16 protein-coding genes and 2 riboswitches are annotated in these 20053 nt (G+C 71.0%); of the genes, 9 read left to right on the forward strand and 7 right to left on the reverse strand.

The features are described 5' to 3' along the window. Nucleotides 1–2: 2 nt before the first annotated feature. The 6 genes from ACFC1I_RS17060 to ACFC1I_RS17085 form a co-directional block, all read right to left on the reverse strand. Nucleotides 3–956 carry a glycosyltransferase family 2 protein gene (locus ACFC1I_RS17060; protein ID WP_376011988.1) on the reverse strand — a complete coding sequence of 318 codons (954 nt, stop codon included), beginning with the start codon at nucleotides 954–956 and terminating at the stop codon, nucleotides 3–5. A 179-nt stretch (nucleotides 957–1135) separates the two neighbouring features. Then, entirely contained in the window at nucleotides 1136–2278 is a 1143-nt protein-coding gene (locus tag ACFC1I_RS17065; RefSeq protein ID WP_376012120.1) for a cysteine desulfurase family protein, read from the reverse strand. 22 nt (nucleotides 2279–2300) lie between these two features. Continuing rightward, a complete protein-coding gene (gene nadC, locus ACFC1I_RS17070; RefSeq protein WP_376011990.1) occupies nucleotides 2301–3158 on the reverse strand; it encodes a carboxylating nicotinate-nucleotide diphosphorylase in 858 nt (285 codons plus the stop codon). After that, nucleotides 3158–4855, reverse strand: a complete 1698-nt coding sequence (nadB, locus tag ACFC1I_RS17075; RefSeq protein WP_376011993.1) for an L-aspartate oxidase — start codon at nucleotides 4853–4855, stop codon at nucleotides 3158–3160. Before nadB ends, nadC begins: the two co-directional genes overlap by 1 nt. Beyond that, nucleotides 4852–6204 carry a quinolinate synthase NadA gene (gene nadA, locus ACFC1I_RS17080; protein WP_376011995.1) on the reverse strand — a complete coding sequence of 451 codons (1353 nt, stop codon included), beginning with the start codon at nucleotides 6202–6204 and terminating at the stop codon, nucleotides 4852–4854. Before nadA ends, nadB begins: the two co-directional genes overlap by 4 nt. 24 nt (nucleotides 6205–6228) lie before the next feature. Next, nucleotides 6229–6948, reverse strand: a complete 720-nt coding sequence (locus ACFC1I_RS17085) for an NUDIX domain-containing protein (RefSeq protein ID WP_376011998.1) — start codon at nucleotides 6946–6948, stop codon at nucleotides 6229–6231. A 262-nt stretch (nucleotides 6949–7210) separates the two neighbouring features. Between ACFC1I_RS17085 and ACFC1I_RS17090 the strand changes: the two genes are divergently transcribed. The 9 genes from ACFC1I_RS17090 (at nucleotide 7211) to gcvP (ending at nucleotide 18785) form a co-directional block, all read left to right on the forward strand. Further along, entirely contained in the window at nucleotides 7211–8884 is a 1674-nt protein-coding gene (locus ACFC1I_RS17090) for an ABC transporter substrate-binding protein (protein WP_376012000.1), read from the forward strand. 43 nt (nucleotides 8885–8927) lie between these two features. Further along, nucleotides 8928–9923, forward strand: coding sequence for an ABC transporter permease (locus ACFC1I_RS17095; RefSeq protein ID WP_376012003.1), 996 nt, complete (start codon nucleotides 8928–8930; stop codon nucleotides 9921–9923). A gap of 52 nt (nucleotides 9924–9975) precedes the next feature. After that, nucleotides 9976–11004, forward strand: a complete 1029-nt coding sequence (locus ACFC1I_RS17100; protein WP_376012123.1) for an ABC transporter permease — start codon at nucleotides 9976–9978, stop codon at nucleotides 11002–11004. Beyond that, complete coding sequence (locus ACFC1I_RS17105) at nucleotides 11001–11894, forward strand: ABC transporter ATP-binding protein (RefSeq protein ID WP_376012006.1); 894 nt, start codon at nucleotides 11001–11003, stop codon at nucleotides 11892–11894. Before ACFC1I_RS17100 ends, ACFC1I_RS17105 begins: the two co-directional genes overlap by 4 nt. Continuing rightward, nucleotides 11891–12757 carry an ABC transporter ATP-binding protein gene (locus ACFC1I_RS17110; protein ID WP_376012009.1) on the forward strand — a complete coding sequence of 289 codons (867 nt, stop codon included), beginning with the start codon at nucleotides 11891–11893 and terminating at the stop codon, nucleotides 12755–12757. The genes ACFC1I_RS17105 and ACFC1I_RS17110 overlap by 4 nt, the downstream gene beginning before the upstream one ends. A 113-nt stretch (nucleotides 12758–12870) precedes the next feature. Next, nucleotides 12871–14043, forward strand: coding sequence for a MarP family serine protease (locus tag ACFC1I_RS17115; protein WP_376012012.1), 1173 nt, complete (start codon nucleotides 12871–12873; stop codon nucleotides 14041–14043). Nucleotides 14044–14086: 43 nt separating this feature from the next. Continuing rightward, a riboswitch (glycine riboswitch) is annotated at nucleotides 14087–14183 on the forward strand. Continuing rightward, nucleotides 14184–14277, forward strand: a riboswitch (glycine riboswitch). 46 nt (nucleotides 14278–14323) lie between these two features. Next, nucleotides 14324–15517, forward strand: a complete 1194-nt coding sequence (locus ACFC1I_RS17120) for a glycine cleavage system aminomethyltransferase GcvT (RefSeq protein ID WP_376012015.1) — start codon at nucleotides 14324–14326, stop codon at nucleotides 15515–15517. After that, nucleotides 15514–15897, forward strand: coding sequence for a glycine cleavage system protein GcvH (gene gcvH / locus ACFC1I_RS17125; protein WP_376012018.1), 384 nt, complete (start codon nucleotides 15514–15516; stop codon nucleotides 15895–15897). The genes ACFC1I_RS17120 and gcvH overlap by 4 nt, the downstream gene beginning before the upstream one ends. Next, nucleotides 15894–18785 carry an aminomethyl-transferring glycine dehydrogenase gene (gcvP, locus tag ACFC1I_RS17130; protein WP_376012021.1) on the forward strand — a complete coding sequence of 964 codons (2892 nt, stop codon included), beginning with the start codon at nucleotides 15894–15896 and terminating at the stop codon, nucleotides 18783–18785. Before gcvH ends, gcvP begins: the two co-directional genes overlap by 4 nt. 217 nt (nucleotides 18786–19002) lie before the next feature. Here gcvP and ACFC1I_RS17135 read toward each other — a convergent pair whose 3' ends face one another. Then, entirely contained in the window at nucleotides 19003–19788 is a 786-nt protein-coding gene (locus ACFC1I_RS17135; protein ID WP_376012023.1) for a hypothetical protein, read from the reverse strand. Nucleotides 19789–20053: the final 265 nt, after the last annotated feature.

The following is a 20053-nucleotide window of genomic DNA, read 5'->3' on the forward strand; positions in this document are numbered from 1 at the left end:
CCTCACCAGAGGCGTGCGGCCTCGAGCGCGACGGCGGCGGGCTCCGACAGCGGGATTCCGTCCGCCCGGGAAGCCAGGGTGCGCGCGAACGCGCCGAGCTCCCGGCGGTAGGCGTCGTCGACGTGGTCGCGGGCGAGGTCGACGAGCGGCGGCAGGTCCATCGCGAGGATGAGACGGACACGGGATGCTGCGGCCCGCGGCTGGTCCGCAGCATCCAGCACGGCGATTCCGCCCGAGAGAGCCTCGAGGTAGTCGCGCAGCACGGGAAGCTCGCCCTTGTGCTGGGTGATGGAGGAGCCGTCGGCCCGCTCGCGCCACTCGACGACGACGTCGGGGATGACGTCGAACGCGCGGGCGCGCGTGTACATCTGCTGCGCGACGATCTGGTCCTCGTACGCCTTGCCCTCGGGGAAGCGCAGGCCGGTGCGCCGCCACAGCTCGGTGCGGCTCACCTTCGACCACGCGACGATGTTGCCGGAGGCCTCGGGGTGCTGCGCGAGCGTCGTGCCGACGCGGGCGGGATCGGTCGCGGCGGCGACCCAGGGCTGCACGCTGCCGGCCTCGTACCCTCCGGCGCTGTCGGGGCGCAGGCGCACGTACGCGCCGAGCGCGAAGTCGCTGCCGCTCTGCGACACCGTGCCGACGAGCCGCTCGAGCGCGGTCGTGGTGAGCCGGTCGTCCGCGTCGAGGAATCCCACGAACGGGGTGCGGACGAGGTCGAGTGCCGAGTTGCGCGCGGCGCCGAGGCCGCGCTGCGTGGCGTGATGCACGACCTGGAACCGGTCGTCCGCCGCGGCCGCGGCGTCGAACAGCGCCCCGGTCTCGTCGGTCGAGGCGTCGTCGACGAGGATCGCGGTCCAGTCGTCGCGCGTCTGCGCGCGCAGGGAGTCGATCGCCTCGGCGGCGTAGAGGGCCACGTCGTAGCCGGGGACGATGACGGTCACGGCGGAGGGCACCTCCCGATCCTATGGTCGCCCGGGCAGCCCGGGTTCCGCCGGCCGCGGGTGCGCGCCGACACAGAATCGGATCCGCAGGAGCGGATGGCCGGGCCGACACGCCGCGCGCGGCGCCGCGGTGCGCGGCGTGTCGCGGGCGCGTCCGCAGGTGCGGATCCGATTCTGTGTCGGGAACCGGTTCAGCGCACGGCGGCGACGGATGCCTCGACCGCGTCGGCGACGGCATCGAGCGGTGCGTTCAGCCAACGGGGGAAGGTGAAGCGCACCGCGGTCTGCGCGATCTCCGGTGGGACGCCCATCGCGACGAGTACGTGCGAGGGCTCGTCGCTTCCCGCAGCGCACGCCGAGCCGCTCGACGACACGACGCCGCGGCGCTCGAGCTCGAGCAGCACTGCCTCACCGCTCGTGCCGGCGAAGGTGAAGCTGGCGGTGCCGGCCAGCCGGTGCACCGGGTCGCCGGTGAGGCGCGCGGACGGGACCCGCTCGAGCACCCGTGCGATGAAGCGGTCCCGGATGGCTGACACGCGAGAGGATGCCTCGACTCGCTCCGTCTCGGCGAGCTCCAGCGCGGTGGCGAACCCGATGGCCCCCGCCACGTCTTCGGTGCCGCTGCGCCGACCCCGTTCCTGCCCTCCGCCGTGCAGCAGGGGCTCGAGCGGGATCCGACCCCGGACGCCGAGCACACCGGTGCCCTTGGGGGCTCCGAGTTTGTGACCCGCGAGCGAGATCGCGTCGTACCCGAGCTCGTCGGCAGACAGCGACAGCCAGCCCGCCGCCTGCACGCCATCGAGGTGAAGCGGGATGCGCCGTTCGCGGACGACGGCGGCCAGGGCCGCAGCATCCTGAATCGTCCCCACCTCGTTGTTCGCGTAGCCGATGCTAACGAGCACGGTGTCGTCGCGGAGGCTCTGGGCGACAGCATCCGCCGACACCCGCGCGTGCTCGTCGACGTCCACGCGCGCCGCGGCGAACCCGTGCACACGCTCGAGGTAGTCGACCGACTCGAGCACCGATTCGTGTTCGATCGGCGTCGTGACGACGTGCGCGCGGCGGTCTTCCCGGCTGAGCGCCGCCGCGACCGCGATGCCCTTGATCGCGAGGTTGTTGGCCTCGGTGCCGCCCGACGTGAAGACGATGTCGCCGGCGCGGAGGCCCAGCACGCGGGCGACGCGCGCGCGGGCGTCGGCGAGCGCATCCGCCGCCGCCTCGCCCACGGTGTGGTGGCTCGACGCGTTGCCGTACCAGCGAGTGAGGTACGGCATCATCGCCTCGAGCACCTCGGGCCGCACCGGGGTGGTCGCGGCGTTGTCGAGGTAGAGCATGCTCATCGGGGGCTCCGTGGGGTCAGGCGACGTCGATCCGCACGTCGAGCCCGAGGTCGAGGGCGCGAGCGGAGTGCGTGAGCGCGCCGACCGAGATGACGTCCACGCCGGTCTCGGCGATCGCGCGCACAGTCTCGAGCGAGACCCCGCCGGAGGCCTCGACCGTCGCGCGGCCCGCCACCTGGGCGACTCCCGCGCGGAGGTCGTCGAGCGAGAAGTTGTCGAGCATGATCGTGCCGATCCCGGCCGCGAGCACGGGTTCGATCTGCTCGAGCCGGTCGACCTCGACCTCGATGTGCGTGGTGTGGGGGAGGAGGTCCTTCGCGGCGAGCAGCGCGGCCGTCGGCGAGACGCCCTTCTGCGCCAGCACGGCGAGGTGGTTGTCCTTGGCCATGACGGCGTCCGACAGGGAGTGGCGGTGGTTGCGGCCGCCGCCGTCGCGCACGGCCTTGCGCTCGAAGGCCCGCAGACCCGGCGTCGTCTTGCGGGTGTCGACGATGCGGGCGGCGGTGTGCGCGACCTCGGCCACATAGGTGCCGGTCAGCGTCGCGATGCCCGACATGCGCTGGGCGAAGTTGAGGCCGATCCGCTCGGCCGTGAGCACGGCGCGAGCGCGGCCGGTCACGACGGCGAGCACCGCGCCGGGCTCGAACCACTCGCCGTCCTCGACGACGAGTTCGACGTCGATCGTCGGGTCGGTGAGCCGGAACGCCGCCTCGAACACCTCGCCACCCGAGAACACGCCGCGCTCGCGCGCGACGAGGTCGGCCCGGGCCACCGCGTTCTCGGGGATCAGCGCCTCGCTGGTGAGGTCGCCCCACGGCGCGTCCTCTTCGAGGGCAGCGGCCACGACACGGTCGATGGTCGATCTGTTCAGCATCAGCTTCTCGCCTTCGTCGCGTACTCGCGGAAGATGTCGTCGCTCCACCAGCGCGAGGGCATCGAGTCGGGGGGATAGGGATTCGCGGCGAGCACGTCCGCCATCGCGGCCTGGCCCGCCACGACATCGTCGACGCGCGGCGGGTTCTCGTCCGAGCGGAAGTGGGCGCCCACCGACTCTCGACGCGCCAACGCGGCATCCACGAGGGCGGTGGCGACGGTCAGCAGATTCTCGTCCTCGAACTCCGACTCGGTGACCGGCGCACGCTCCTGGTCGCGCCAGCTCTCCAGCACCGCCGCCGCGAGCCGCAGGCCGGATGAATCGCGCACCAGGCCCGCGTGAGCCCACATGATCGCCTGCAGATCCTCGCGGTTCAGCGGTCGCCCACGACCACCGAGCCGCCATCCCGGGCCGGCGGCGCTCTCGGGCGCCGCCGTGCGCGGGATCTCGGGCCAGATTCCGGATGCCGCGTCCTCGGCGATCACGTCGCCCGCACGCGCGCCGAACACGGCGCCTTCGAGCAGCGAGTTCGAGGCCAGGCGGTTGGCGCCGTGCACGCCCGTGCGCGCGACCTCACCGACGGCATACAGACCCGGCAGGGAGGAACGGCCGAAGAGGTCGGTGGTGACGCCGCCCATCAGGTAGTGCGCGGCCGGCGTCACGGGGATCGGCTCGCGCGCCCAGTCCAGCCCTCGCTCGCGCACCGCGCGGTCGATCGTCGGGAATCGGCGTGAGAGGAAGGCCGCGCGCTCGGCGGGGTCTTCCGAGTGGATGTGCGTCGCGTCGAGGAACACCGGGCGGCCGTCCTGCGCCTCCATCTGGTGCGCGATCGCGCGGGCGACGACGTCGCGCGGGGCGAGCTCGCCGTCGGGGTGCGCGTCGAACGCGAAGCGGCGCCCGTGCTCGTCCACGAGGGTCGCGCCCTCGCCGCGCACGGCCTCGGAGACCAGGAACGAGTCGCCTACGGCCAATACCGTCGGGTGGAACTGGAAGAACTCGAGGTCGGTGACCTCGGCGCCGGCGCGGATCGCGGCGGCGATGCCGTCGCCGGTGGCCACCTCGGGGTTGGTCGAGTGGGCGTACAGCTCGCCCGCCCCGCCCGTCGCGAGCACGACTGCGTCGGACGTGATGATCTCGCGGCGTCCGGGCGTAGCATCCACTTCTCCGACGATCAGGTCGACTCCGCTCACGCGACCGTCCTCCACCACCAGGTCGACGAGGAACGCGTGCTCGATCACCGCGACGTCGCTCGCGCGCAGGCGCGCGACGAGGGCCTTCTCGATCGCGGTGCCGGTGGCGTCGCCGCCGGCGTGGAGGATGCGCGGGTACGAGTGCGCGGCCTCGAGACCCTTGACGAAGCCGCCGGCCTCGTCGCGGTCGAACGCGACGCCGAGCGAGATCAGCTCGCGGATCCGCGCCGGACCCTCGTCGACGAGCACACGCACGGCGGCGGGGTCGCTGAGCCCCGCCCCGGCGACGAGCGTGTCGCGGACGTGGTCGTCGGCCGCGTCGTCGTCGAACATCACGCCCGCGATGCCGCCCTGGGCGAAGCGGGTGTTCGCGTGCTCGAGCACGTCCTTCGTGACGAGCGTCACGCGGCAGCCGTGCTCGACGGCGTGCAGGGCCGTGAGCAGCCCCGCGATGCCCGAGCCGACGACGATCGCGTGCACGTCTGTCGTTCCGGAGGTCGTCGTCATGACGCGTTCTCCCACGCGGCCGCGGGCGCTGCCGGGGGCTTGGCCGCCAGCATGCGCTCCAGCGCCACGCGTGCCGGGTCGGCGACCGAAGCCGGCACGGTGATGCGGTTGCGCACGTCGCCCGCGACGAGCCCCTCGAGCACCCACGCGAGGTAGCCCGGGTGGATGCGGTACATCGTCGAGCACGGGCACACGACCGGGTCGAGGCAGAAGATCGCGTGCTGCGGGTGGTCGGCCGCGAGGCGCTGCACGAGGTTCACCTCGGTGCCGATCGCGAACGTCGTGGGCTCGGTCGCGGCTTCGATCGCCTTGCGGATGTAGTCCGTCGAGCCGGCCTCGTCGGCGGCGTCAACGACCTCCATCGGGCACTCCGGGTGCACGATGACGCGCACTCCGGGGTGCTCGGCGCGCGCCTTGTCGATCTGGTCGACCGAGAAGCGGCGGTGCACCGAGCAGAAGCCGTGCCACAGGATGACGCGGGCGTCGGCGAGCTGGTCGGCGGATGCCCCGCCCAGGGGCTTGCGCGGATTCCACATCGGCATCCGCTCGAGCGGCACCCCCATCGCCTTCGCGGTGTTGCGGCCGAGGTGCTGGTCGGGGAAGAAGAGGACGCGGCGCCCGCGCTGGAACGCCCACTCCAGCACCGTGCGTGCGTTGGACGACGTGCACACGATGCCGCCGTGGCGTCCGACGAAGCCCTTGATGGCGGCGGAGGAGTTCATGTACGTGACGGGGATGACGGGCACGAGGCCGTCCTCGTCTACGGCGTCCATGTCGCCGTAGACGTCGGCGAGCTGCTCCCAGCATTCCTCGACCTGGTCGATGTCGGCCATGTCGGCCATCGAGCAGCCGGCTGCGAGGTTGGGGAGGATCACGGCCTGCTCGGGCCGCGACAGCAGGTCGGCGGTCTCGGCCATGAAATGCACGCCGCAGAACACGATCGCCTCGGCGTCGGGGTGCTCGAGGGCCGCGTTCGCCAGCTGGAACGAGTCGCCCACGTAGTCCGCGTGCACGACGACCTCCTCGCGCTGGTAGAAGTGCCCGAGCACGACGACGCGGTCGCCGAGCGTCGCCTTCGCGGCGCGGATGCGCTCGTCGAGCTCGGCCTCGGACGCCTCCCGGTACTCGCGGGGAAGCTCTCCCTGACGGGGCGACCCGGTCGGGATCACGTCGCCCATCGACGACCCGGGACCGTACCCGGGGCGCGTGTCGAAGTCCCAGGGACCGGCGGCGAGATCGGTGTTGCAGGTCTCGCCCACCGTCGCGCCCGCGACGATCGCCTGGATCGCGTGGTCGACGGAGGCGTCGAGCTCGGGTCGGCGCTGGAGGGTGATGTTCACGGCGGACATGGCGTGCGCTTTCGTTCGGGTGGGTCAGTGCGGAGCATCGAGCGGGCCGCGGTCGGCGAGCTCGACGTCCTGGTTGTAGCGGTAGAGCCGCGCGGGGCGGTGGCTTCCGGTGCGGAAGCGGTCGGTGGGGATGAGGGTGCCGGAGTTCTCGACCTGACGACGGAAGTTCGCAGGGTCGAGACGCCGGCCGAGGATCGCCTCGTACACCTCGCGCAGGTCGGCCAGCGTGAACTCGTCGGCGAGCAGCCCGTGGGCGATGCGGCTGTAGCCGACCTTGTTGCGCAGGCGCCACAGTGCGTAGTCGACGATCTCGTTGTGGTCGAACGCCAGTTGCGGCAGTGCCGCAGCGTCGAACCACTCCACGTTCTCGACGGTGCCGTCGGTGATCTCGTCCGCGCGCAGCAGGGCCCAGTAGACGATCGAGACGACGCGCGTCGGTGACCGGTCGACAGCACCGAAGGCGTACAGCTGCTCGAGATAGCTCGGTGCCAGCCCGGTCGTCTCTGCGAGCGTCCGGGATGCCGCGGCATCCAGTCCCTCCGTCGCAGCCAGCCATCCGCCGGGAAGCGCCCACTGGCCCTCGTGCGGGTCGCGCGTGCGGCGCACCAGCGGGAGTACGACCTGGACGGCGTCGCTGCCGGGGAGCCGGCGGAGCGTGAAGATCACCGTCGACACCGCCACGCGGATCGCGTCGGTGTCGGCCGGGGCGGTGGGGGACTGGGGTGTGGGAGCTGTTCTGGTCATAGTGACTCTAACTGTCGGTTCGATCATAGTGTCACTCTGACCAGAAGCCAAACCCCCGCCGTAACACCGCGGCCCCGACCGAGCGGCGTGCGCGAACCGTTGTGAAGACGTGACGTGCACAGCGGGTTCTCGGGATGCGCCGACGACGGAATGTTTGTTAGGTTTACTAACACACATTTGTTAGGACTCAGTACTTAATGAATGCGCCGGTGCCCGCGCACCACCCTCCCTGCAATGCCGCACGAGAGAGAAAGAACCAACGATGATTCGAAATGCGAAGCGCCGAGCGGCGCTCATCGCCGTCGCCGGGGCCGCGATCCTCGGTATCGGCCTGTCGGGCTGCGCCGGTGGCGGCGACGACAGTGGCGACTCCGAGGGCCGCACGCTGCGGGTCTGGGCCGGTAGCCAGACCCCCATCGAGGCCAACTTCAACCCCTTCGCGCCGAGCGTCCTGCACGCCGCGCTCGGCCCGATCTACGAGCCGCTGTTCTTCTACAACAAGACCGCCGACGACGCTCCGGCGCCGATGCTCGGCGAGAGCTTCGAATACAACGAGGACGGCACCGTCATCACGGTCACGCTCAAGGACGGCGTGAAGTGGAACGACGGTGAGGACTTCACCGCCGAGGACGCCGCGTTCACGTTCAACTACGAGCCGAACCACCGCGACGGCCTCATCTCGGCCGAGGCTCCGGACGACACCACGCTCGTCCTCACCTACGAGACGCCGCAGTTCACGAACGAGTTCCAGATCCTCGGCACGACGTGGATGCTGCCCGAGCACATCTGGTCGGAGGTCGACGACTACACGACCTTCACCGACGAGGAGCCGGTCGGCACCGGACCCTACGTCGTCGACAAGGTGACGGATGCCTCGTACACGGTCGTCGCGAACGAGAACTTCCGCGACGAGGGAGTGCCCGCGATCAAGAAGGTGCAGTACATCGGCATCGACGCCAACCAGTCCGCGCAGGACCTGCTCACCGCCGGTGAGCTGGACTGGACCGGCATGTTCGTGCCGAACCCCGACTCGGTGACCTCGAACGGCGTCATCAGCATGCTGAACACGCCGCAGGACCCGACCGTGCTCTACACCTGTGCGAACGCGGAGCTCGGCTGCACCGGGCCCCAGACCGACGTGGCCGTGCGCCAGGCGCTCAACGTCGCGATCGACCGCGGCACGATCAAGGAGAAGGCGTTCGTCGGCCTGACCGGCGACATCTCGCCGACCTTCGCCCTGCTGCCGCGCGACGAGAAGTGGGTCGCCGACCCCGCCAACGAGGTCAGCCCGCAGTCGCCCGACGTCTCGGCCGCCGGTGAGATCCTCGAGGCAGCCGGCTACACCAAGGGCGGCGACGGCTTCTACGGCAAGGACGGCACGCCGATCGAGCTGAGCCTCATCTCGGTCGACGGCTGGACCGATTACAACGACGCCGCCAAGCTCATCAGCGAGCAGGCTGCCGAGGCCGGCATCAAGGTCAACGCCTCGACCGTGCAGTGGCAGGAGTTCTCGGACGCGCGCCAGACCGGCCAGTACCAGCTGATCATGGGCGGCGTCATCGGCACATCGGTCGCCGACCCGTTCCAGATCTACAAGGACTGGTTCGCCGGCGAGTCGACCTCGCAGGTCGGCGAGGAGGTCCCCGCGGGCCGCTGGAACTTCAGCCGCTACGACAACCCGATCGTGAACGAGGCGGTCGCGGCGGCGGCCGCCACGAACGACGAGGCCGCGAAGCAGGAGGCGTACGCCACCCTGCAGGCCGAGATCGTGCGCGACCTGCCGTACATCCCGCTGGTGATCAACGCCACCCAGACGTTCTACAACTCGAAGGACTTCACGGGCTGGCCGACCGAGGACGACCTGTACGCCTTCCCGCCCGCCTGGGGCTCGGTGGCGGCCGGCTACATCCTCCAGCACCTGGAGCCGGTGAAGTAATGCACGACCGGGCAGAAGCCGCGGCACGGAGGAGCAGGCTGCGATGAAGTTCTACGCGCGGCGGATCGCGTTCTATGTGGTGACACTCTGGGCGACGATCTCCCTCAATTTCCTCCTGCCGAGGCTTCTGCCCGGCGACCCCGCCGACATCCTCCTCGCGAAGATGCAGCGTGCCGGCGGCGAGCTCAGCGAGACCACGGTCCGCAACATCAAGGCCCTCCTCGGCGGGGACGACTCGTCGATGTGGGATCAGTACATCGCGTACTGGGGACGGATGCTGCAGGGAGACCTCGGCGTCTCCATCACGAAGTACCCGGCCCCTGTCACCGACCTCATCGCCGCGGCGCTGCCGTGGACGGTCATCCTGGTCGGCCTCGCCACCGTCATCTCGTTCGTCCTGGGCGTCGGCATCGGCGCCTGGGTCGGGTGGCGACGCGGCACCTGGGTCGACCATCTCGTGCCGTTCACGACGGTGCTGCAGTCCATTCCCTACTTCTGGCTGGCCCTTGTGCTCGTCGCGATCTTCTCGGTCGCGCTCGGCTGGTTCCCGATCTTCGGCGGCTACGACGTGTGGGAGTTCCCGGACGGCCCGGAATGGAGCTGGGCCTTCATCGGCAGCGCCGTCTACCACGGGTTCCTCCCCGCGCTCACGATCGTGCTGAGCTCGGTCGGCGGCTGGCTCCTCGGCATGCGCAACATGATGGTGTCGACCGTGTCGGAGGACTACATCGTCACGGCCGAGGCCAAGGGGCTCAGGCCGATGCGCATCCTCCGCACCTACGCGACGCGCAACGCGGCCATTCCGTCGATCGCGGGATTCAGCATCGCGCTCGGGTTCGTCGTCGCCGGTTCCATCGTGATGGAGCAGGTGTTCACCTATCCCGGGATCGGCAAGCTGATGATCCAGGCCATCGGCAACAGCGACTACGCGCTCATGCAGGGCGTGTTCCTCGTCATCACCATCGCGGTGCTCGCGGCGAACTTCATCATGGACATCGTCTACGGATTCATCGACCCGAGGGCGCGCCACAATGTCTGAGAGGGCCGACGTGACCGAACCGTCGCTGACCGAGTACGACGTTCCCGAGACGATGTCCGATCGCACGATCGACCCCGCCATCATCGCGCCCGGCGCGATCATGACGCCGCCCGCCGATGCGGAGGTCGAGGCAGCCCGGGACGAGGCGCTCGCCGCGCGGCGCGGGTTCCGTCAGCTCCTTCCGCGGATGTCGCTCAAGCTCGCTCTGGGCCTGATCATCGTGGGCGGGATCGTGCTCTTCGCCGTCCTGGCGCCGCTGTTCACGCAGAATCCGCGCGACTCCGACAACCCGGCGCTGTCGCCGCCGAGCGCGGAGCATCTGCTCGGCACGACCAAGCTCGGCTACGACGTGCTCGCCCAGCTCGCCTGGGGTGCCCGGGGCTCGCTCATGGTCGGCATCGTGGCGGGCGTCATCGCCCTGGTGCTCTCGATCGTGTTCGGCATCATCGCCGGCTACAAGGCCGGCTGGTGGGACGAGATCCTGTCGCTCTTCACGAACATCATGCTCGTGATCCCCGGCCTGCCGCTCGTCATGGTGATCGCGGCCTACGTGCCGGGTCGCAGCTGGCTCATGGTCGCGGTCGTACTCGGCATCACCGGCTGGGCGGGGTCGGCGGTGGTGCTGCGCGCCCAGGCGCGCTCGCTCCGATCGCGCGACTACGTCGCCGCCAGCCGTGTCGCCGGCGAGAAGACCGCGCGCATCATCCGGGTCGAGATCCTGCCGAACCTCCTGCCGCTGCTCGCGGCGCAGTTCCTCTTCGCCATCATCTTCGCGATCCTCGGCGAGGCGGGCCTGTCGTACCTCGGACTGGGGCCCACCGGCTCCATCACGTGGGGCACCATGCTCAACGAGGCGCAGAGCGGCCAGGCGCTCGGCACGGGCGCCTGGTGGTGGTTCGTCCCGCCGGGCCTCATGATCGCGCTGCTCGGTGCGGGACTGTCGCTCATCAACTTCTCGATCGACGAGATCATCAACCCGAAGCTGCGGCTCGCGCCCGAGAACGCGCGGCGGGTGCGGCAGGCCAGGCGCGCCGGCCGGGGTGTCGATTCCGCCCACATCACGAACGGAGCAGAGGAATGAACGCCGACGCCGTCCTCACGGCGAGGAACGTCTCGATCGAGTACGAGGTCGACCCGCCCGTGAAGGCGGTGCGGGACGTCTCGCTGACCCTCCACCGTGGCGAGATCCTCGGCCTCGCCGGCGAATCGGGGTGCGGCAAGTCGACTCTCGCGTACGGCATCAACCGGCTGCTCAAGCCGCCGGCGCTGATGACGGCGGGCGAGATCGTGTTCCACGACCGCTCCGGGGAGGACATCGACATCGTCGGCCTCGCCGACGAAGACCTCCGTCGCTTCCGCTGGGACAAGGTCTCGATGGTGTTCCAGGGCGCCATGAACTCGCTGAACCCGGTCATCAACGTCCGTGCGCAGCTGTTCGACGTGTTCACGACGCACCGCCCCGAGATGTCCAAGCGCGACAAGCAGCGGCGGAGCGAAGAGCTCCTCGAGCTCGTCGGCGTCGATCCGAAGCGCCTCTCGAGCTTCCCGCACGAGCTATCGGGCGGCATGCGGCAGCGCGTCATGATCGCGATGGCGCTCGCGCTCGACCCGCAGGTCATGATCATGGACGAGCCGACCACCGCGCTCGACGTCGTGGTGCAGCGCGGCATCATCCGCGAGATCATGCGCCTGCGCGAGAAACTCGGGTTCGCGGTGATCTTCATCACGCACGACCTGCCGATGCTGATCGAGATCTCGGACCGCATCGCGGTCATGCTGCAGGGCGAGATCGTCGAGCTCGGCACCGCCACCGAGATCTATCGGCGACCGCAGCACGAGTACACCCAGAAGCTGCTGTCGAGCTTCCCGAGCCTGCGCGGCGACCGCGGCGACTTCGTGCGCACCGGGCACCAGCCGATCTCGGCGACGCTGGGCGCAGCATCCATCTCCGTCGAAGGAGGGGCTGCATGAGCGCCCAGAGTCCCAGCGTCGACAGGCCACGCACGCTCGAGGCCCGGAACCTGGTCAAGGAGTTCCGGCTGCGCAACGGCCTGAAGTTCTCGACGCTCAACGCGGTGAAGGACGTGTCGTTCACGCTCGAAGCGGGCCGCACGATCGCGCTGGTGGGGGAGTCAGGCTCGGGCAAGTCGACCATCGCACGGATGCTCGCGCGGCTCGAGACGCCCACGAGCGGGCAGATCCTGCTCGACGGCATCCCCGCCACCGGGCGCAGCCGCGAGGTCGCGGCGTACCGCGGCGACGTGCAGATGGTCTTCCAGGATCCCTTCGCGTCGCTGAACCCGTTCCACTCGATCGAGCACCATCTCGAGCGTCCGCTGCGCATCCACAATCCCGGGATGGGCAAGGCCGAGGTGCGCAGACGCGTGCTCGAGCTGCTCGACCGCGTGCGGCTCACGCCGAGCGACACGATGGCCGAGCGCCGGCCGCACGAGCTCTCAGGCGGTCAGCGCCAGCGTGTCGCGATCGCCCGGGCGCTCGCTCCCGGCGCGCAGTTCATCATCGCCGACGAGCCGGTCTCGATGCTCGACGTCTCGATCCGCCTCGGCGTGCTGAACCTGCTGGCAGAGCTCCAGCGCGAGGACCACCTCGGCGTGCTCTACATCACGCACGATCTGGCCACGGCACGTCACTTCTCCGACGAGATCCTGGTGATGTACCGCGGCGACATCGTCGAGCGGGGGCCCGCCGACACGGTCATCCTCGACCCGCAGCACGAGTACACGCGGACGCTTCTGGGCGCAGCGCCGGATCCCGAGAATCAAGGGATGCTGCGGGACGAGGTCCGCCGGGAGCTCGCCGCCGAGCGCCGCTGACCCGCTTCCGCCACGCCGGCTGTCCCGACACGCCCGGGCGGCCCATGGGGGTCGTCTCCCAGCCTCGATGCGTAGCCTGACGAGACGGGTCCCGTCGGGCGGAAGGGGTGGGGATGATCGTCGTCGACGTGATCGTCATCCTGCTGCTGATCGCCGCGTGCGTCGCCGGGGTGCAGCGGGGCTTCTTCGCCAGCATCGGCACGCTCGCGGGGCTCGCGGCCGGCGCGTTCGCGGCGTTCTGGCTGACCCCGCTGGTGAGCGCCTGGGTGCCGTCGCCGGTCTGGCGCGGCCCCGCCGTACTGGTGACGGCGCTCGGGCTCGTGTTCGCCGGCGCCGCGGTCGGCGCGGCGATCGGCTCCGCGCTGCGCTCGGGCGCCGACCGGCTGAAGCTCCGCGGCATCGAGCGCTTCCTCGGCGGCATCGCGTCGGTCGTCGCGGCGATCCTCGCCCTCGCGCTCGTCGCCCCGGCGATCGCGGTCGCCGGCATCCCCGTCATCTCGTCGGCCGTGGCGTCCTCGGCGATCCTGCGGGGCATCGAGGCCGCGACGCCCGATCCGATCGCCGCGGCCCTCGCGCAGCTGCGGGGCGCCGTGCTCGACGACGGCCTGCCCGGCCTCGGCCTGCTGCTCGGGCCCGGTACCGTCGAGCCCGCACCGCCGGTCGCGCTGGATGATCCCGAACTGCAGCGGGCCGCAGCATCCGTCGCCCGCGTCTCGGGGAACGCGTACGCCTGCGGGCGCGGATCGTCGGGCACCGGCTTCGTCGTGGCCCCGGACCGGGTGGTCACGAACGCGCACGTGGTCGCCGGCGTCGACACCCCGATCGTCGAGCTGCCGGGCCTCGCGGCGCGCGAGGGGCGCATCGTGTACTTCGACCCGATCGACGACCTCGCGGTGATCGCGGTCGACGACCTCGGCGCTGCCGCACTGCCGTTCTCGCCGACGCTCGCGGCCGGCGCCGCGGCGGTCGTGCAGGGGTACCCCTACGGCGGCCCGTTCACGATGGTTCCGGCGAGCGTGCAGTCGGTGGGCACGGCCAACGTGCCCGACGTGTACGACAGCTCGTGGAATCCGCGCGAGCTCTACTCGCTCGAGGCCGTGGTGCGCCCCGGCAACTCAGGCGGACCGCTGCTGACCGGCGACGGCGAGGTCGCCGGCGTCGTCTTCGCGCGCGCGGAGGACGACGAGAACGTCGGCTACGCGATGACGATGGCCGAGCTCACCCCGGTCACCGATCAGGCGCCCTCGCTCACCAGCACCGTGTCGACGGGATCCTGCGTCGGCTGACGGCACCGACCGCTATGCTTGCTCCGCAAGTCAATAACGGCCCATCACCCGGGCGGGAGAGCCTCGGCAGCGCGATCGCCGAGCACCGAAGGAGCAAGCCTCCCCGCCAATCTCTCAGGTACGCGTACCGTTCGGGCAGGCCGACTCTGGAGAGTGACGTTCGCGTCCGCCGAAGGAGAAAGCCGGATGCTGCGCATCCGGCGAAGCTCTCAGGCCCATGACAGAGGGGGAGTTCACAGGCGCCTTTCCGGCGTCTGCCCGTCCGCGACCGGGAGAACTCATGACAGAACTCCGCACGACTGCCCTGCACGACCGCCACGAGGCGCTCGGCGCCTCCTTCACCGACTTCGGCGGCTGGCTCATGCCGGTGCGCTACAGCTCCGATCTCGCCGAGCACCATGCCGTGCGCACCGGCGCCGGTCTCTTCGACATCTCGCACATGGCCGAGTTCCTCGTGACCGGAACAGACGCCGCGAACTTCCTCGACTACGCGCTCGCCGGGGCGATCTCGCCGATGCGCGTCGGCAAGGCGAAGTACTCGCTCGTGCTGTCGGAGTCCGGCGGCATCGTCGACGACGTCATCGTGTACCGCCTCGCCGACGACCGCTTCCTGGTGATCGCGAATGCCGGGAACCGGGATGCTGTGGCCACGGCGTTCGCCGAGCGTGCCCAGCGCGCGCCGGTCGCGGCATCCTTCCTCGCCGAGCGGGGCGAGGGCGTCGGGAGCTTCCTCCACATCGAAGGCGTCTCGGGCGTGGCGACGGTGGAGGATGTCACCGACCAGCTGTCGCTGATCGCCGTGCAGGGGCCCGCCGCCCGCGCGATCGTCGAGGTCACCGCGGGCGTCGCGGACGTGGCCCCCGCGTTCGCCGACCTCGGCTACTACGCATGGTCGGCGGGCACCTTCGACGGCGAGCCGCTGTTCGTCGCCCGCACCGGCTACACGGGGGAGGACGGGTTCGAGCTCCTCGTGCCGAACCGCGTCGCCGCGCCACTGTGGGACGCCCTTCTCGCGGCGGGCGAGCCGCTCGGCCTCGTGCCCGCAGGCCTCGCCGCGCGCGACACGCTGCGCCTCGAGGCCGGCATGCCGCTGTACGGCCACGAGCTCTCGCTCGACATCGTGCCCGCCCAGGCGGGCCTCGGCCGCGTCGTCGCGGTCGACAAGGACGACTTCGTCGGCAAGGCGGGGCTCGGCGCGGTGATCGCCTCCGACGCCCCGGTGCTGGTGGGCCTCGCCGGCCAGGGCCGCCGTGCCGGCCGCGCCGGATACGCCGTGTTCGACAGCGCCGACGCCGACACCCCGGTGGGAGAGATCACGAGCGGCGCGCTCAGCCCGACGCTGCAGCATCCCATCGCCATGGCGTTCGTCTCTCCCGCGCTCGCCGCACCGGGAACCGAGCTCTTCATCGACGTGCGGGGGACCCGCATCCCCGCGACCGTGACCGACCTGCCCTTCTACCGGAGGAACAAATGACAGATCTCACCGCCCTCAAGTACACCGCCGAGCACGAGTGGGTCGCCCTCGACGGCGACGTCGCGACCGTCGGCATCACCTCGTACGCCGCCGACAAGCTCGGTGACGTCGTGTTCGTCGAGCTGCCCGCCGTCGGCAGCGCCGTGACGGCCGCGACCGTCGTCGGCGAGATCGAGTCCACCAAGTCCGTCGGCGAGCTCTACGCGCCGCTCACCGGCGAGGTCGTCGAGGTCAACGACGCCGTCGTCGACGACCCGGGCCTCGTCAACGCCGACCCGTTCGGCGCCGGCTGGCTCGTCAAGCTCACGGTCGACCCGGCGGCCGTCGCCGATCTCCTCGACCGCGACGCGTACATCTCGCTCACGGGCGGCGCCGAATGACGGGTCTGTTCGCCGACCGTCATATCGGAACGGATGCTGCGGCCCAGCGCACGATGCTGGACGCCCTGGGCTACGACAGCGTCGATGCGCTCGTCGAGGCGGCTGTCCCGGCATCCATCCATGCCAGGCCCCGTGCCACGAGCGACATCCCGCCCGCGGCGACCGAGGCCGAGGCGCTCGCCGAGCTGCGCGTGCTGGCCTCGCAGAACCGCACCGCGCGGCCGATGATCGGGCTCGGCTACTACGACACGCTCACGCCGTCGGTGATCTCGCGCAACGTGCTCGAGAACCCCTCGTGGTACACCGCGTACACGCCGTATCAGCCCGAGATCTCGCAGGGGCGGCTCGAGGCGCTCATCAACTTCCAGACGATGGTGACCGACCTCACCGGGCTCGCGACGGCGAACGCCTCGATGCTCGACGAGTCCACCGCCGTCGTCGAGGGCATGCTGGTGGCGCGGCGCGCGTCGAAGGTCTCGTCGAACGTGTTCGTCGTCGACGCGGATGCGCTGCCGCAGACGAAGGCGCTGCTGGCGCACCGCGCGGCGGCCGTCGGCATCTCGCTCGTGGAGCTCGACCTCGCCCGGGGCGCGACGCTGCCCGACGAGCTGTTCGGCGTGCTCGTGCAGTACCCGGGCGCGTCGGGCAACGTGTGGGATCCGTCCGGTGTCGTGGACGCCGCGCATGTGGCCGGGGCGCTCGTCGTGGTCGCCGCTGACCTGCTCGCGCTCACGCTGCTGCGCTCGCCGGGCTCGTTCGGCGCAGACGTCGCGGTGGGCACGACGCAGCGCTTCGGCGTGCCGCTCGGCTTCGGCGGTCCGCACGCCGGGTACATGGCCGTGCGCCAGGGACTCGAGCGGCAGCTGCCTGGCCGCCTCGTCGGCGTCTCGCAGGACGCCGCGGGCCACCCCGCCTACCGCCTCGCGCTGCAGACGCGCGAGCAGCACATCCGTCGCGAGAAGGCCACCTCGAACATCTGCACGTCGCAGGTGCTGCTCGCGGTCATGGCCTCGATGTACGCGGTCTACCACGGCCCGGACGGGCTGCGCGCGATCGCGACCGACGTCGCCCGCAAAGCCTCGGCGCTGGCCGACCGCCTGCGGTCGTACGGGCTGTCGCTCCGGTCGGACTCGTTCTTCGACACGATCCGCGTCGCGACCCCCGGCGCCTCGCGTCGCGTGATCGAGCGCGCGCGGTCGCGGGGGTTCCAGCTGTTCTGGGCCGACGACGCGACGGTGGGGGTCTCGGTCGACGAGACGACGACCGCCGACGACCTCGCCGCGGTCGCGTGGGCCTTCGGCCTGCCCGAGAACGAGTTCCTCGGTGCGGGTGAGCAGGGCGAACGGGTGCTTCCCTTCACGGATGCTGCGCCTCTCGCGGGCGTGCCGTCCGGGCTGCACCGGGTCGAGGAGTTCCTCACGCACCCGGTGTTCAACTCGCACCGGTCCGAGACGGCGATGATGCGCTACCTCAAGCAGCTGTCGGACCGCGACTACGCGCTGGACCGCGGCATGATCCCGCTGGGCTCGTGCACCATGAAGCTCAACGCCGCCACCGAGATGGCCGCCGTCTCGTGGCCCGAGTTCTCGCGGGTGCACCCGTTCGCGCCCGAGGACGACGTCCACGGCTACCTCGCGATGATCGAGCAGCTCGAGGTGTGGCTCGCCGAGGTCACCGGGTACGACGCGGTGTCGCTGCAGCCGAACGCCGGCTCGCAGGGCGAGCTCGCGGGCCTCATGGCGATCCGCGGCTACCACCGCGCGAACGGAGATGCGGCGCGCACCGTGTGCCTCATCCCGTCGTCGGCGCACGGCACGAACGCGGCGTCGGCGGTGCTCGCGGGCATGCGCGTCGTCGTCGTCGCGTGCGACGAGGCCGGCAACGTCGACCTCGACGACCTGCGCGCCAAGATCGCGGAGCATGCGGACTCGCTCGCAGCGCTGATGATCACGTACCCGTCGACCCACGGCGTGTACGAGCACGACGTGCTCGACATCACGCAGGCCGTGCACGACGCCGGCGGCCAGGTGTACGTCGACGGTGCGAACCTGAACGCGCTCCTCGGCTACGCGCGCTTCGGCGACCTCGGCGGCGACGTCTCGCACCTCAACCTGCACAAGACGTTCGCCATCCCGCACGGCGGCGGCGGCCCGGGCGTCGGCCCGGTGGCCGCCAAGGCGCACCTCGCACCGTACCTGCCGTCGCACCCGCTGTCGCAGCGGGCCGACCACGCGGGCGGGGTGTTCGACGGCGGACCCATCTCGGCCGCACCGCACGGATCGGCCGGCATCCTCCCGATCTCGTGGGCGTACGTCCGCATGATGGGCGCTTCCGGGCTGCGCGATGCGACGGCCGCGGCGGTGCTCGCCGCGAACTACATCGCTGTGCGCCTGCGCGACCACTACCCGGTCCTCTACGCGGGGGAGGCGGGCCTCGTCGCGCACGAGTGCATCCTCGACCTGCGGCCGCTGCGTGAGGCGACGGGGGTCACGGTCGACGATGTCGCCAAGCGCCTCATCGACTACGGCTTCCACGCCCCGACGATGTCGTTCCCCGTCGCGGGCACGCTCATGGTCGAGCCGACGGAGTCCGAGGATCTCGCCGAGATCGAGCGCTTCATCGAGGCCATGATCGCGATCAAGGCCGAGGCCGACCGTGTCGCCGCGGGGGAGTGGCCCGCCGCCGACAACCCCCTCGTGAACGCCCCGCACACGGCGGAGTCGGTCGTCGCGGACTCCTGGGACCACCCCTACTCGCGCGAGACCGCCGTGTACCCGGTCCACACCCTGGTCCGCACGAAGTACTGGCCCCCGGTCCGCCGCATCGACCAGGCCTACGGTGACCGCAACCTCGTGTGCGCCTGCCCGCCCATCGAGGCCTTCGCCTGACGCGCCTCTGAGCCGACGGGATGCCGCGCCCCGCGGCATCCCGTCGCTCCTTCGTGGCCCGCCCGCGCACGCCTGCGGCCCGTCGCGCGCACCGGGGCCCGTCGCCCGCCCGCGCGCGGGTCGCGTCGCCCGCCCTCGAAGTCCGCGAGAGTACAGCTGGTGGACGAGAGGTAGGGAACCAACCAACATCTCGTCCACCAGGTGTACTCTCGCGAGCTCAGCGGCCGCGCGTCGGCGAAGGGCCACCGACGACGTGCGGTGCGTGCGACGCCAGCAGGCGGCGGAGCGAGTGGAGCTGCGCGGTCTGCTCGGGCGCGATCGGCCGCAGACCGGACCCCGTCAGGATGTCGCGCAACGGCGTGACGGTGGTCGCGTCGGTCCATCCCCAGTGAACGACCGCGCGGAGGTGGGTGCGCAGCCGCCTGTCGCGGAGGGTCTGGCGACGCAGCACCTCGCGCGCGTCGCCGAATCGCCCGTCGTACTTGAGGTCGCCGTCGGCCTCTCCGCCCAGCCGGGCGAGCTTCCAGACGAAGTCGGCCCGGTCCTTCTGTCCCGCGACCTGCAGCTCCGGCGCGGGGAAGCCGAGCCACTCGATCACGGCCCGGCTGACGGACTCGATGGCGGTCTCGGATTCGGGCCTCGCCCGGGCGAGGGGCCAGCGGGCGATGTCTCGACCGCGGCCGCTGACACGAGCCTCGTTGATCAGCAACAGTCGTTCGGCAGTCGACTCGGCTGGGTGCCGCATGGCCGCATCCGCGGACGCGAGGCCGATCGCCGGATGCCGCAGACGGGCGAGATCGACCGCGGTGTCCTCGGGGCCCGTCATGGCGACACCGCCCGTCGCAACGATCGTCCGGTCTTCGCTCGAGCGGTGCGTGCGCACGCCCGAGATGAGCCTCGACGCGCGTCCCGCCGGCACGAGCACATGAACATCGATCGGATCGCCGAAGATCGGCATTCCGAGCAGCGCTGCCGCGGACTCCAGGCAGAAGACGGCGCGCACGCGTCCACGCCGCCGCGCTCATCTACCCTGACGAGATACCGGTCCCAGGGAGCCAGCGACTTCCACAACGCAGCGGCCGCATAGACGCCATGCCGGACCTTGACCAGCTCGCCCTTGGCCACGCCGCGTTCGGGGTGGGGCACATCGGAATGGCGCAGCAGCGCCAACGGGCTGGGCTTGATGGTTCGTGCGAAGGTGGCCAGCGGCAACCGTCCACCATGCTCCGCTGCCCGCAGCCCCGGTGGTCCGACGCCACCTTCTGTGG

Source organism: Microbacterium sp. NPDC056044 (assembly GCF_042267145.1).
Classification (GTDB): domain Bacteria; phylum Actinomycetota; class Actinomycetes; order Actinomycetales; family Microbacteriaceae; genus Microbacterium.

Coding starts and splice junctions, on each gene's coding strand:
- gcvH (WP_376012018.1), top strand. CDS start 15,514: ATGACAGATCTCACCGCCCTCAAGTACACCGCCGAGCACGAGTGGGTC.
- ACFC1I_RS17105 (WP_376012006.1), top strand. CDS start 11,001: ATGAACGCCGACGCCGTCCTCACGGCGAGGAACGTCTCGATCGAGTAC.
- ACFC1I_RS17115 (WP_376012012.1), top strand. CDS start 12,871: ATGATCGTCGTCGACGTGATCGTCATCCTGCTGCTGATCGCCGCGTGC.
- ACFC1I_RS17100 (WP_376012123.1), top strand. CDS start 9,976: ATGTCCGATCGCACGATCGACCCCGCCATCATCGCGCCCGGCGCGATC.
- gcvP (WP_376012021.1), top strand. CDS start 15,894: ATGACGGGTCTGTTCGCCGACCGTCATATCGGAACGGATGCTGCGGCC.
- ACFC1I_RS17110 (WP_376012009.1), top strand. CDS start 11,891: ATGAGCGCCCAGAGTCCCAGCGTCGACAGGCCACGCACGCTCGAGGCC.
- ACFC1I_RS17120 (WP_376012015.1), top strand. CDS start 14,324: ATGACAGAACTCCGCACGACTGCCCTGCACGACCGCCACGAGGCGCTC.
- ACFC1I_RS17095 (WP_376012003.1), top strand. CDS start 8,928: ATGAAGTTCTACGCGCGGCGGATCGCGTTCTATGTGGTGACACTCTGG.
- nadC (WP_376011990.1), bottom strand. CDS start 3,158: ATGCTGAACAGATCGACCATCGACCGTGTCGTGGCCGCTGCCCTCGAA.
- ACFC1I_RS17085 (WP_376011998.1), bottom strand. CDS start 6,948: ATGACCAGAACAGCTCCCACACCCCAGTCCCCCACCGCCCCGGCCGAC.
- ACFC1I_RS17090 (WP_376012000.1), top strand. CDS start 7,211: ATGATTCGAAATGCGAAGCGCCGAGCGGCGCTCATCGCCGTCGCCGGG.
- ACFC1I_RS17065 (WP_376012120.1), bottom strand. CDS start 2,278: ATGCTCTACCTCGACAACGCCGCGACCACCCCGGTGCGGCCCGAGGTG.
- nadA (WP_376011995.1), bottom strand. CDS start 6,204: ATGTCCGCCGTGAACATCACCCTCCAGCGCCGACCCGAGCTCGACGCC.
- nadB (WP_376011993.1), bottom strand. CDS start 4,855: ATGACGACGACCTCCGGAACGACAGACGTGCACGCGATCGTCGTCGGC.